Origin of the sequence: Paraburkholderia sp. DD10, assembly GCF_049177125.1 — a bacterium.
GTDB classification, from domain to species: domain Bacteria; phylum Pseudomonadota; class Gammaproteobacteria; order Burkholderiales; family Burkholderiaceae; genus Paraburkholderia; species Paraburkholderia terricola.
Window position 1 is genome coordinate 1,938,474 of the sequence record NZ_CP185392.1, and the last position, 13,537, is coordinate 1,952,010.

General features: G+C 60.1%; 9 protein-coding genes and 2 pseudogenes. 8 read left to right on the top strand and 3 right to left on the bottom strand.

Annotation, left to right across the window (positions count from 1 at the left end; genetic code table 11):
• Window positions 1-530 precede the first annotated feature (530 nt).
• From ACOCG7_RS08850 to ACOCG7_RS08880, 7 genes and pseudogenes are all read left to right on the top strand, one after another.
• Window positions 531-746 carry a transcriptional regulator gene (locus ACOCG7_RS08850; protein ID WP_073432095.1) on the top strand — a complete coding sequence of 72 codons (216 nt, stop codon included), beginning with the start codon at window positions 531-533 and terminating at the stop codon, window positions 744-746.
• A gap of 202 nt (window positions 747-948) precedes the next feature.
• Window positions 949-1,872, top strand: coding sequence for a ferritin-like domain-containing protein (locus tag ACOCG7_RS08855; protein ID WP_347143497.1), 924 nt, complete (start codon window positions 949-951; stop codon window positions 1,870-1,872).
• Between the two features lie 13 nt (window positions 1,873-1,885).
• Window positions 1,886-3,341 (top strand): annotated as a pseudogene (iaaH, locus tag ACOCG7_RS08860) (indoleacetamide hydrolase).
• Between the two features lie 23 nt (window positions 3,342-3,364).
• The gene (locus tag ACOCG7_RS08865) at window positions 3,365-4,168 is read left to right on the top strand and encodes a CDP-diacylglycerol diphosphatase (RefSeq protein ID WP_347143498.1); all 804 of its coding nucleotides are present in this window, start codon (window positions 3,365-3,367) and stop codon (window positions 4,166-4,168) included.
• A 163-nt stretch (window positions 4,169-4,331) separates the two neighbouring features.
• Entirely contained in the window at window positions 4,332-5,420 is a 1,089-nt protein-coding gene (locus ACOCG7_RS08870; protein ID WP_421375164.1) for a fatty acid desaturase, read from the top strand.
• The gene (locus ACOCG7_RS08875; protein ID WP_347143500.1) at window positions 5,365-6,594 is read left to right on the top strand and encodes a tyrosine-type recombinase/integrase; all 1,230 of its coding nucleotides are present in this window, start codon (window positions 5,365-5,367) and stop codon (window positions 6,592-6,594) included. Before ACOCG7_RS08870 ends, ACOCG7_RS08875 begins: the two co-directional genes overlap by 56 nt.
• A 972-nt stretch (window positions 6,595-7,566) precedes the next feature.
• Window positions 7,567-8,607 (top strand): hypothetical protein, encoded by a 1,041-nt coding sequence (locus tag ACOCG7_RS08880; protein WP_347143501.1) that lies wholly within the window; start codon window positions 7,567-7,569, stop codon window positions 8,605-8,607.
• A 68-nt stretch (window positions 8,608-8,675) separates the two neighbouring features.
• Here the strand turns inward: ACOCG7_RS08880 and ACOCG7_RS08885 are convergent, their stop codons facing one another.
• Window positions 8,676-9,548, bottom strand: a complete 873-nt coding sequence (locus ACOCG7_RS08885) for a hypothetical protein (RefSeq protein ID WP_347143502.1) — start codon at window positions 9,546-9,548, stop codon at window positions 8,676-8,678.
• Complete coding sequence (locus ACOCG7_RS08890) at window positions 9,545-11,281, bottom strand: caspase family protein (protein ID WP_347143503.1); 1,737 nt, start codon at window positions 11,279-11,281, stop codon at window positions 9,545-9,547. The genes ACOCG7_RS08885 and ACOCG7_RS08890 overlap by 4 nt, the downstream gene beginning before the upstream one ends.
• 39 nt (window positions 11,282-11,320) lie before the next feature.
• Between ACOCG7_RS08890 and ACOCG7_RS08895 the strand changes: the two are divergent.
• A pseudogene (locus ACOCG7_RS08895) lies at window positions 11,321-11,476 on the top strand (helix-turn-helix domain-containing protein); the annotation flags it as partial.
• Window positions 11,477-11,512: 36 nt separating this feature from the next.
• Here the strand turns inward: ACOCG7_RS08895 and ACOCG7_RS08900 are convergent.
• Window positions 11,513-12,682: a hypothetical protein gene (locus tag ACOCG7_RS08900; RefSeq protein WP_347143504.1), complete on the bottom strand. Its 1,170-nt coding sequence runs from the start codon at window positions 12,680-12,682 to the stop codon at window positions 11,513-11,515.
• Window positions 12,683-13,537 lie beyond the last annotated feature (855 nt).

Here is a 13,537-nt window from a genome sequence, read left to right on the forward strand (position 1 = left end):
GCGCGCTTGCGACTCGGCAATAGGGCTGGGCGTTTGCCTGGCCGCTTTCGTTGTTTCGCCCGTTCTCCGTTCTCCGTTCACCGTTCACCGTTCTCCGTTCACCGTTCACCGTTCTCCGTTCACCGTTCTCCGCTCTCCGTTCACCGTTCTCCGCTCTCCGCTCTCCGCTCTCCGTTCTCCGTTCTCCGCTCTCCGTTCTCCGTTCTCCGCTCTCCGTTCTTCCGTCAACCGCTCGCCCGCTTCGAGCCCACCCGCAGACCGTTGCCGCCCTCGTTCTTCCACAACCACCGGTTCCACGCCACACCCCGCTCACCAGAACAGTGCGCCACACAACAGACCGTGCCCGCGCAACGCCGGATAGTGTCCAGAACCTCGCTGATTTGCTTACGACGAAACATTGGTTCACCCGCTGCGCGCCACGGCCTACGCTTGACCCTGTCCGCTGATTCAGCGGCCGCCCGACGCCACGCAACGGTGTCGCATGCGCCGGCATCCGGGCATCGCATGCGTGCACATTCACCGCCACGATCATGAACGCACATATCCGCTACAAGGGCTACGAAGTCGCACCGGCTGCGCAACAACTGCCCAATGGCCTGTTCGCCGCCAACCTGACCATCGAGAAAACCACCGCGAGCCACGGCCAGGCCTACTCGTTTGACGCGCTCGATTATTTCTTCGACGAGGAACACGCGCTCGCCTACGCATTCCGCTGGGGACGCATGTGGATCGATAACCACCAGTAGCGTCGGCGACCGCCGATAGCGGCGGCGATCCGCACACCGTGGCGCGGCAAGCGCAACCTGGCGCAATCGGGCGAGCGACCACCAAGCATGCGGCGGCAAGCAGCGGCAAGCAGCGGCCCGCATTGCGTCACTCCGGCATCCTGTTTCAAGCGGTTGTGCCAGAATAGGCGACACATCGAGCTCGCTCTCTCTGTACGCCGCCATGTCCGACACACTGATAGAAGATGTTGCCGACGACCGCACCCTGCGCCATTGGACATTCACCGGCGCCGCCCGCGTGAAGTTCGGTTCAGAAGCGCACAAGCAGATGTTTTGCCGCATGCTGCTTGAAACCCACAACCCCTATAAACCAGCCGTACTCGAATGGCCAGCGCTCGAGCCGAACGCGCTCGAACGCCTGTGTTCACTGCCCATCTGGGACATCGCGGTGCAAACCGAAGGCCGCGCCTCGATCAACGTCCACACCTATGCCGCCCAAGTGAGCGACCCGCTGCTGCGCGAAGCGATCCGCATGGATGGCGAAGAGGAAGCGCGCCACAAGCGCGTGCTCTCCAAACTGATCGCCGCTTACGGCATCGAGATCGCCCCCGAGCCGGCCTATCCGGCGCCGCGCGACCCCGAGTGGGCGTGGATGCGCACGGGCTATAGCGAGTGCATCGACAGCTTCTTCGCGTTCGGGCTGTTTCGTTCGGCGCAGCAGTCCGGCTATTTTCCGGAGTCGCTCGTCGAGACCTTCGAGCCGGTGATTCAGGAAGAGGCGCGCCACATTCTGTTCTTCGCCAACTGGGTCGCATGGCATCGGCGCACCATGCCGCTGTGGCGCAGGCCGTGGCATGCGCTGCGCGTGCTGGCGATCTGGACCGTGCTGATCTGGGAGCGCGTGGCGATCGCCAAGGGTATCGACGCCAACGGCGTCGTGCACGATTCGAATTTTCTGCCGGCCAACAGCAGCGTGATCGGCGAGGCGCTGAACGCGCGCGAGATGATCGAACTATGCCTCGCGGAAAACGAGCGGCGCATGAGCGGCTACGATGCGAGACTGCTGCGTCCGAAGCTGGTGCCGGCGCTCGCACGCCTAGTGCTGCGCTTCATGAAATCCTCGCGCCGACCAGGCACGCCACCTTAAGGAGACGCAGGCCATGCCATGGACCGTCGATGCACAACTCGCGCTCACCGCCACCGAAGCCGTCGCCGCGATCCAGTCCGGCCGCCTCAGCGCCACCGACTATGCCGCCACGCTGCTCGCGCGCGCGGCGGCGCTCTCGAGCCTCAATGCGCTGACCGTGATCGATCTGGACGGCGCGCTGGCCGCCGCGCGGCGCATCGACGCATTGCCGGCATCGGAGAAAGCACGCTTGCCGCTCGCCGGCTTGCCGATCGTCGTGAAGGACAACATCCATACCGCGGGCTTGCAAACCTCGGCGGGCACGCCCGCACTCGAGCGCTTCGTGCCGAAGACGAACGCGCCGTCGGTGCAACGGCTCGTCGACGCCGGCGCGATCGTGCTCGGCAAGTCCAATATGCACGAGCTGGCGTTCGGCATCACGAGCACCAACCTCGCCCCGCATGCGGGCCCAGGTGCGCAATCCCTACGATCCCTCGCTGATTCCGGGCGGCTCGTCGGGCGGCACCGCGGCGGCGATTGCCGCGCGCATCGTGCCCGCGGGTCTGGGCACCGACACCGGTGGCTCGACGCGCATTCCCGCCGCGCTGACGGGCACCGTGGGCTTTCGTCCGTCGGTCGGCAATGGTGGCGCCGAGCGGCGTTATCACGATCCGCTCGCCGTGGTGCCGATCAGCCACACGCGCGACACGGTCGGACCGATGGCGCGCACCGTCGCCGATATCGCCCTGCTCGACGGCGTCATCACCGGCGCCGGAGCGTTGCCGGCGCTGACGCTGAACGGCTTGCGCATCGGCTTGCCCGCGCCGCTTTGGGAAGGGCTCGAACGGCAGGTGGACGACGTGGCGCGCGCCGCGTTGAAGCGGCTGGAAGCGGCGGGCGTGGCGTTGGTGCCGCTTGCGATGAGCGAGCTGGAAGATCTGAACGCGAGGGTGGGCGGTCCCATCGCGATTCATGAACCGCGCGAGGACGTGCTGGCCTGGCTCATCGCCAACGACGCGCCGGTCAGGACGCTCGCCGACATGGCGGCCCGCATCGCGAGCCCGGACGTGCGGGCGATCTACGACGCCGTGCTCGACGACGCGCTCGGCGCACGCTACGACGCGGCGCTGAACCTGTGGCGTCCGCGCTTGCAGCAGTACATTGCCGCGACTTTCGCCGACGAGCATCTCGACGCGCTGCTGTTTCCCACCACCCGCCTCGCCGCGGTGCCGATCGACGAACTGAACGGTTCGTCGACGGTCTCGATCGACGGCTCCGCCCCCATCGACACCATGGACGCGTTCCTGCGCAATACCGATCCGGCCAGCACGTCCGGCATTCCCGGGCTTTCGCTCGCCGCGGGCATGACCGCGAGCGGCTTGCCGGTCGGCCTCGAACTGGATGGGCCGCTCGGCGAGGATCGCCGGCTGCTGGCGATCGGTGTCGCATTCGAACGGTTGCTCGGCGTGCTGCCGGCGCCGGTGCTGTAACGCCGACGCCGATGACACTGCCGATGAGAACAACGACAAGCGATACGCTCGCCTCCGCCCGCACCAGGCGGCCCCTGTTGCGCAGCGCGGCCGCATGGGCCGCGGCACTCGTCGTCGCGCTCGCCGCCGGCGCGTGCGCGCGCCTCGCCGCGGTCGACTCCAATGCGTTGTGGAAGATCGTCGATCTGCGCTGCGTGCCGTCGCAACAGGCCACCGGCACGCCGGGCCAATGCACCGCCGTCGATCTCGACAAGCGCTATGCGATTCTGAAAGATATCGTCGGCCGCTCGCAGTATCTGCTGATTCCGACCGACCGCGTCACCGGTATCGAAAGCCCGCTCCTGTTCGCGCCGCATGCGCGCGACTATTGGGCCGACGCGTGGGCGGCGCGGCGTTATGTCGAGAAGTCGGTCAAGCGCTCGCTGCCCGACAACCAACTCGGCCTCGAAATCAACTCGAAGTACCGCCGCACGCAAAACCAGCTGCATATCCATATCGATTGCATGCATGCCGAGGTGAGCGCCGCGCTCGCGCGTCACGCGAAAGACGCCCCCGGCGAATGGCGCTGGGATACGCTCAACGGCAACCGCTACCGGATCATGCGCGTCACCACCGTCATGCAAGCAGGCAATCCGTTCAGCCTCGTCGCGCGAGACAATCAGAATGTCGAGGCGATGGCCATGCAAACCATCCTCGTGACGGGCGCGGGAGCATTCGCCGACAAGGACGGCTGGCTCGTCGTGAACAGCGGCATGGAGGTCGACAACGGCACCGGCTCGGCGGAAGGCTTGCTCGACCACGCGTGCCGCGTGGCGGACGGCGCCTGAGCGCCGGTCGCTTCGTCATTGCAGCGCCCGTGTAGCCCGTGTAGCGTGGCGCAAGCGGTTGCCTATGCACGATCGGGCAGATGCATTGCCGAACAAAATGGTTCTGCTGCCGCGCATTGGTCCGTAGGATCGGTCCAAACATGCACTCCGACCGATCCGGCTCATGGCGACTTACCTCGACGATACGCAACGCAAGGCGCTCGCCCGGCTGGCGACAAGCTGGACGTGGCGCACTCAATGGCCCACGTGGACGCTGATCGTCACGATCTACAGCGGATGGTTCGGGGTGGCGACGCATGCGCGCGATTTCGGCTTGCCGCTGACCACGGTGCTGCTCGCCTTGTTCGGCACGTGGTACATGTCCTTGCAGCACGAACTGCTGCACGGTCATCCGACCCGTTCGCCGTTCGTCAACGCCCTGCTCGGCGTCGCGCCGCTGGCGGTGTGGTTTCCCTACGGCGTTTATCGTGATTCGCATCTTCAGCATCACGACGATCCGCATCTGACGAATCCGCAGCGCGATCCTGAAAGCTATTTCGTCAGCCACCGCATGTGGCAACGCGCGCCTCGGCCAATTCGCATGCTGCTGATGTTGCGCAATACGTTTATCGGGCGTCTGCTGGTCGGCCCGGCATTCGCTATCGCGGCATCGGGCGTGGATGCGTTCCGAAAGATCAATCGCGGCGATTGGCGCGACGTGCCGGCATGGCTCGCGCATTTCGCCATGCTGGCCGCGCTCACGTTCTGGCTGCAACGATCATGCGGAATACCGGCATGGGTGTTTATCCTCGGCGCGGGGTACGGGTCGTTGTCGCTGGGCTCGATCCGCTCGTTTCAGGAACATCGCGCGGCGCATGCTTGCGAACATCGCACGGTCATTAACGAAGCCGCGTGGTGCTGGCGGCTGCTGTTTCTGAACAACAACTATCATCTGGTTCATCACGACTTGCCGCATGTGCCGTGGTTTGCGCTTCGGGAAGTCTATGAGATGTCCCGCCAACAATATGTTGGACGCTCCGGAGGCTTTCTAGTAAAGGGTTACAGCGAATGGTTCAGGCGATATGGACTCACTGCGGTGGCGCATCCGGTGGCTGGCGTTAGCTCCGATCGCTTCCGAGGAAATCCGCCAGCTTCCGTCAGTTTTGCAGGTAAATTGCAGGTAAAATTCATGGTAGTTGTCCGTGACGGAACTCGCCATGAAGCTCACCTATCCGCTCCTGCTGAACGCGAAACCACAAGCCAAGCCCTATAAGCTGACCGACCGCGATTCGATGTATTTATACGTATCGATCACGGGTACGAAGACGTGGAAATTCGACTACCGACTGGACGGCAAGGCTTGCACGTACACTCTCGGGCGCTTCCCCGATCTATCGCTTCATGAAGCACGAGAATTGCGAGGCAATGCCGCCAAGCTGGTCGGGGCCGGCATCCATCCCAAGGCTCATGAAAGACGACTCCAGCAAGAGACCATCGCCCATCGCAAGAACACGCTTTGGCCTATCTGTGAGGAATGGCTGAACGATAACCGCGGAAACTGGACTGCCTACTATCACGGTCAAGCCACGCGTTTCCTCACACGCTACGTGAAAAGTTCGCCACTTGGCACCATGCCGGTCCGTGACATCAAGGTGGCACATATCTATGACCTCCTGCAGTCGATTGCAAAGCGCAAAGCTCTTTCAGGAGATGAACGCAAAGCCGAGGGTGCCCCCCATATCGCAATACGTCTGCGCCAACATCTTGATGCGATATTCAGGCGAGCGATTATTAGCGGGCGAGTGGACGCGAATCCTGTCACAGCGCTCAAACCATCGGATGTGGTGACGCTGCCGCCTACGCGCCACAATCGGGCACTGCAAGCTAATGAACTCAAGCATTTGCTGGTTGCGCTCTCGGTTGCGGGAACTCCGCTCACCCGATTGGCAATGCATCTGCTGTTGCTCACCTCGGTGCGTACTGTCGAGTTGCGAGGTGCGACGTGGAGGGAGTTCAACTTGGAATCAGCAATATGGGCCATTCCCGGCGAACGCATGAAGATGGGACATCCGCATATCGTGCCGCTGAGCGCCCAAGCAATTGAGGTCTTGAAAAAAGTTCGGCAAATTACACAAGCTAAGGGCGCTGACGACTACCTATTTCCTAACGTCCGAGACAAATCGCGCCCTATGGCAGCTACCACAATCAATGCGGCCTTGGTCCGTGCTGGATTCAATCAGGAACGTCTGTTCAGAGCACACGGCGCTCGAGGTACATTTAGCACATGGGCGCACGAAGAGGGATTCGCCCCAATGGCGATTGAACGGCAGTTGGCTCACGTCGAGAGAAATCGCGTAAGTCGCGCGTATAACAAGGCTGAATTTCTTCCTGAGAGACAGAGGATGATGCAGGATTGGGGAGACTATCTGCAGCGCATAGACGATTGATTCTGTGTAGCAAGTTGCTTGCGCCTCATCCATCTCTGCGCCTCGATTCTTTAGACCGTGGGAGGGTCAGAATCCTTGTGGAGTCCTTCCACTTGAATTTCTCCCTTCACATCGGGACGACAGGTTCCCAAGTTCCTTACTAAAGCCGAGCCTGAATCGAAGTCACGCCGCCTATGTGCCGGATGCCGATCGGGCCGTCAGCAGGCATCGCCCGATCTTGTCCCGGAGCAAGTGGGCTCTCCGGCTTCGACATCTTCTGGACAATTTCGACACGTCTTCAGCGGTTCACTCGCGTTCGTGTCTTCGATCCTTACCTGACAGAGTCGAACTCTGCCTTGTCCATCGACGCTCACCACGCGGACTCTTTACCCGCGCAGCTCGTGGTTGGTTTGGAGCCTGCCCCTGCAGGCCGACTTCGAAGGGCCTTCCTTCATCTCTGGTAAAGCACCGCAAGCATCGGTCATCTGATGCTCGCGTTCTTGGCACAACCCACTCGATTGTCAATCTACAGCGTGAAGCCTTGCAAAGACGGCCGACCGCCCGTTCACGCGACGATGATACCGTCAGTGATACCGAAAAATGCCACCGGCACTTGGTGGCATTTCGTCGAACGCAATGAACGATCATACTCCCTCGGTTGAGGTTACCATCGCGATGAAGCGTCTTGAAGCGATCTGTAGCGATAGATACCGTCTTCAGTACCGTCAGGCTCCGTCCAACGCCGTCCGATCAAAGCCCGTCAACGCCGGACTTAAATGCGATAAATTCGCCGAATATGGTTCACCGTGCTGAGGGTGATGCCCCGCGATCAAGTGGCGAGCGCGAAATTTCAGCGAGACCTGTTTAAGCGCGAACATATCCCGCTTACCCCTCTCAGAGTACTACACATGACCATGATCACATGGCTATCGCTTAAAGAAAGGAGGGTTCCTCCAGGCAGACATTCTGCTCACCGGTCCCAAGAGCACCCGGATGCGCCCTTCGCAGATTCCGTCGTTTAGCCCCGATGGTGGCAGCACGTCCCTGAAGGCTCACACCGTAGCCGGGCTCTGCCAAAAGATCCTGGTAGTCAACGAACACTTCGCCGTCGCTTTTGCCGGGAGCGTTGCCGCCATCCAGGATGCTGCACGGTTGATTGATTCGCTCCTTGCGCAATGCCCCGACCTGACCGGCAAGCGTTTCGTGGACGCTCTCCTCGCTGACGAGCAACTAAAAGACGCTCAGTTGAGCGCTCTCGCACTCAGTGTCGAGGATGAAATCCAGATCACGAACCACCGCGCGGCGCCAGGAATTTCCAACGAGCACTTCGAGCTGCACGTAGGTGGATCGGGGTTACAACACGCCATTCAGCACTATAAGCAGTATCCTCCTCATGCATTCGATGTTCCTGGGGAGGACATCGCTGCGCAAGGCACCTGTATGGCTCTCGATCAGTTCGCAGGTCACGTGATTGACGAGTTCGAAAACAAATTTGAGTCCGAGACCATTAGTGACCTGTTCGGAGGCGGGTACGAGGTAGTGGCATACCACGGTGGCCAGTTCCACAAGATCTCAGACGTGGTTTACGTCTATGCAGAGGCAGAGGTCGACGCCGATGGCATGCTTCAGGTCGAACTACCAAAATTCCTGCTCAAGTCCACCTATCGCGGTGATGACCTCAAAATCAGAAGCATGGAAATTCACTACGTCGAGGAAGATGATAATCACACAACCCAAAACGACCGGACGTTCACCATTGCCCCCATCACCCGCTACCATGAAACCCACGTTGAAGAAGACTGCGAGGACATCGACCTTTCAGGGGAATTTCTTTGCTTTGTGATCAAAGTGAAGCTTCCAACTGGCAGCTTCACGATTCCCTTCATCAGGAAGTACGACGGTCCTATGGGCTTTGCGGCCAAAGCCTTCATCGTCATTGCAAGTGGGAACAATGTGTATTTCTTCTACTCGGATACCTTCAGGAGTGAGCTGCAAGCTCACGTGCTGAAGTACATGCGCCTGCGCCACCCCTAAGAAAGTGAACGAGCCCTGCTTATCTTTGGGCTGCCCATAGGTCACCGTTCGAGCTGCGATAATGGCTGCTATAGGACGCGTTTGAGTGCGTCGATGACGCCCTTGTGAGGGAGATAGCCAACAATGCCATGGGCGTTGAACGTCTTGTTATCAACGGTGCCATCGTTATCGATGTTGCTTGCGAAATTTTCCTCGTTCAACGGCTTTCCAAGCGCGACAAAGTCAGATGGGTCATAGAAGTTTATCCACTGCTCCACAAAGGCCGCCTTTCGCCGCGGCGCTCCAAGTTTCGCCTTGAACGCGTCCAGGCCCAGCGGCGATCCCATGGTTATAAGAAGTGGAATCTGAACTTCAGTGCCCTTCGCTTCCATCTCGCGCAGCAGCTTGAAAGCAATAACGGTTCCGAGCGAGTGAGTAATCAGCACCTGAGGGCCTCTTTGCAATAATGGTCGCACGATGCCATCGACAGCCTTTGTTGCCCCGGGTGAAGAAAGATAGGTATGCCCCTGCCTAATGACCCGAAGAAGGAGCGAGCCTTTGGCTGGCGAAATCTTCTCGACCACGCGCAGTAAACCGACGAGGCGCCTTGCGATGAAGTTGTCCATCGGTACTGCATCATTTCCCGCCGCATCTATCGCGGCCTCAATCTCAGCCTCTTCGATGCCATGGTCGCTGGCGATCTCCTCCATTACGGAGCTGAGGAATTTCAATTCACCAGCATCACCGACGTCAACCGTCGTGGACTCAGCGCCCATACCGACTGCATTCTTTGCCTCGCCATTTGTCCAGTCGGCAAGCGTCGTACCGTAATACGCCATCTCGACCAACGCCCCATCGAGCAAGCCTAGCTGAGTGGAGTGGAGGGACTCTCTCCATTTCTTGAGGAGTTCATCCCTAGTCGAAGCCTCTTGACCGATTCCATGAATCATCAGAACGTTCATCCGCTAGCCTCCAATTTAAATCTATCTATCAGTATTCTCGCCCCTTGTTCTCTAAATGAAGAGAATTGCGAGGGCAACAGAAAATTGGCGACATCACGCAATCCTTCCGCAGCCGCTTTTTCTTGCGGCGCTGGATCCTCCATGAATTGCCATCCCTGGCGGAGCCAAGGCCATAAGCCCGCAACCTGCCCCGACCTTCCATCGGTTGCTCTCGTAACCCAGTCCGGCAACCTACCATTTGTCGGCGACCGCGGCCTTGCTGGAATCGGCGGCACGTCCGCCACAATGCCGTCCCGTCCCATATCTTTGGTCGGAAGCAGCCCCATAAATGCCACGTCGAACGGCATGGGTTGATAGTAATGGCAGTAAAAGAACGCCATGCGGCGTATGCTATCGATGTCTCCCATGTAGTCGTACAAATAGCTCGCGATGACGCCCAAGGTTGGATTGATGTGTTTTTCTTCTCGCAGTTTTGCCGCGATATCGTCCACTTGGTCAGCAGAGAGATTACCCGCCTGAAGATCCTTGATCACGTTGATAGACGTGTTCAGCCCCCTCCTGAATTCAGCCCATTCAGAAACACAGGTCCAATTTATCTCCCCCCTTTCGTCTCGACTTATCAGCGTGATGAGGTTCTCATATACTACGGCCGACGCGAACACGCCATCGTCAAATTCGACGAGGATTTGGATGGCACCATCTGCCGTACCTCGTACTCGGTAGGCTGCTGCATCATCATCGATCAAGCTTTTTTCAACTGGAGATGTGCTCCATATCTTCGTCGGCACCGCGCCGCGGATAGCAAGGTTGAACCTCCACGGACCGAGGGAATGCAGCGATAGGCTGGCTCGGAAGTGCCGCTTGAGAGCTCGGAATGCGATATCGGGGGGACTCGCCTGCAGATCTTCGCCAGCGCTATCCCGTTCTTGATATCGGGAAGGCGGCGCAGGCCATTGAGGAATGGGTAGATCGATTGGATTCTCGCCGCGCTTGAAATAAATCGCATGCTCCCTGGGGATGCCTGTAGCGCAATCGGGAGAACATTTTAGATCGTATTTCTCGCCAATCTCCTTTAATCGCTCCATCGAGAACAACGCAAGCGACTCGGGAATCACACAATCCGGATTGTACTTGTCAAATGCCTCATCCTTGAGGCCGCACAGCCCTTCGACCAAGACAGTGGAAAAAACGCACCTGGGCGGGGCAACGTCATCTCCTTTCAGCATGTATGCTTGTTGACCATCCCCAACCGCGTTGAAGCGATCAATGATGGGAGCCACTGCATCGTACGGCCCCCTCGGGAGTACAGGGTCACCGAAAATATCCGCAGTGTCGATGTCCGCAGGTAACGATCGGCAGGCATCACCGAAGATCGACAGGTTCTTTATTCCATGCCTGTAGAGCTGCCTTTTCAGTCCTTCCACAGATATGGCGCGCATTTCCTTGTGCCAATCGCTAGGGAGCCAGGCGTTTTGTTCTGCTCCAGATCGAAACCCATGCCCGGCGAAGTGCAAAATAAAAAGCTCCACCTCGTCATTGGTAGAAAGCATTCCGAGCAGTGTTTCACGGATACGTACGATCGTGACGGGCGTTTTATTTTCATCAGTAATCACTTCCGTGACAAATCCGGACTTTCGTGCCCAATCACCCATTTCGCGAGCGACTGTAATCGCCCCCGGCAAGTGCGAAAGCGGCGGTGCCTCCGAAACCCCGATGGTCAAAAACAGCTTCATGATTGCCCCTTAATTACTGCGCCGATTGGATAGAGCGCTATCTATTGTCTTGTGTATGCCTCCGCGCTGCCGCGCCAAGCCTACGGATGGCAGCGCTGGCACAAGGGCGAGTCGCTGCAACAGATCGCTCAGTTGTTTGATCGGAACCATTCCTCGGTACAACGGATTCTGGAGGAGACAGGCGGCATGCCGCCTCGGGGCTTGACGCACGCGGGGACGTGGAGCACGGCATCATCCCGCCGCTCCACCCGGAGATACGAACAGTCCTGCCATTCGCACTCGCCGTTGCGCGAGTTCGGCCATCTGTTCGGCCGTGGGTAGATAGACCGCGATCTCTCCGGTCCAGCGCCCCAAGCCCTGAATCTCCAGCTCGAGCCGAACCGGCAGCCGCTGATTCGTCGGCGCCCCCGCTAGCAACTCAAGGTGACGCACCCGCGTCACGCACCGCAGCGGCGTGGTTTCCTGTTTACCGAGGGGATCGCGGTAAGGAACCGCAGCCTGGCGCACCACCTCGAGTTTGAGCAGCACGTCGAGCCACGGCGATCCGCGATAGGTCTGGAAGTATTCAAAGAAACGCACTCCGAACGACGGATGCAGCGGGCTCTCGCCCTGTTGCATCGACAACACCTCGCGCACACGCTGCGGCAGATAGTCCACGCCACTGACGCGGGCGATCGCACCGCGGTCGTCGAGATACAGATCGTCGGTTTCTGCGTGCAGGGCCCACCCGCTGCCGAGGTCGCGCACGTCGACGCGCGCCGTACCGGGTGCGACCGTGCACCGCAGGTGGTAGCCGTCGTTCTGTTTGACGAGGACTGCGGCCGCGGCGAGGACGCGGCCGTCGCCCAGTTCGCTGCTGAGCACATAGCGATGCCCGGGAGGCAGGCGTCCGAACCGGTCGATGTAGTCGACGACCCCTTGGATATCGCCGATCAGGAAATGCCCGAGCCGCATTGTCCATCCCTCCGCGTCGATCTGTGTCAATTCACCCGTGCAGACGATCTCAGGGCCGATCGCCAGCAGCCCCGCCGCGACCAGCGCGGCCTGCCCGGTGCGCACGGCCCGCTTGCAAGCGTCCTCGTGCGCCTGTTTCATCCCGCGCAGCCGCGGCGCGGTATAGGTGACGTCGTCGCGGTCGATCAACCGGGCGTGGTCGGCGCAGAGCCAGATCGCGTTGTCGATGCCGCCACGCGCTTCCGGCGTCATCGCCGCATCGTAGCGCCGGCCGCCCGGCGCGGCGGCATGGATATGGGCGGCCTCGCCGATCGTGGTGCTTTTGTCGGTCCCCTCGTCGCTCGGCCCGACCGTCAGCTTGCCGCAGCCGGTGAACGCGCAGTGCCAGCCGGCATTCGCCGCGACCGCCTGCCGCACTTTTTTGCTGAAATCGTCTCGCTGGCTCATCCGCGCCTCCTGCGTATCGTTGATCCGGATCGGCCAACTCGCCGCCTACGCGCCCCCATGCTCCCCAACCGTCCCAATGCGCCAGGGTCGCCGCGAGAAAGGCCTCGCATTGCGCCGGGGCCCAGCAGGTCGGCCCGTTTTCGCGCAGCAGGTAGTACTGCCGGTTGGCGCACTCCAGTTGGGTCCTGTCCGCCTCCGTCGCCAGCCAGTTATAGGCGTTGACGAAGGACTCGACGTAGCTGCCGACGAATTTGTCCACCGGCACGTTGTACAACAGGCCACTCGATTGTCAATCGGCGGCCGGGACCTTCGTGGAACGACAGTTCGGCCGGTTCGCGCGACCATGATACCGCCATAGATAGCGAAAAATGCACCCAGCACTAAGCGGTTCTCTTTGAATCGCGACGGAGGATCAATGCCCCTTCTGCAAATTATCATGGAGGTGGATTGTCTAAAACGACTTGTGGAAAGTGATACTATCGTCGGTACCGTCAGGCGCTTTCCAACACGGTCCAATCAAAGCCCGTTGATACCGCTACCTTCAACGCGGCCAATCAATTGCCGCAGATGCCAGCATGTACGCGAAGGCCCCGCGCCAACGCCGACACCCGATGCTCAAGGTCGGCGCAGTCGCGACGCCTCGCCCAAAAAATATTGGGCGTGGTGTGGGAAGTCGTCGTCGAATTCCTGAAAAAGAGCCGACTACTACCCTTGGACCTGGTTCAGGTCGTAGGACTGATGCGCAATGAGTTCCAGCGACTTCAAGCCCGCTGGAGGCGACTGCCCCCGTTCACACGACCTACCGACCTGCGTCGGGTAATTTACAACAACGCTGCATTGCCTGCTCAGGCCTCG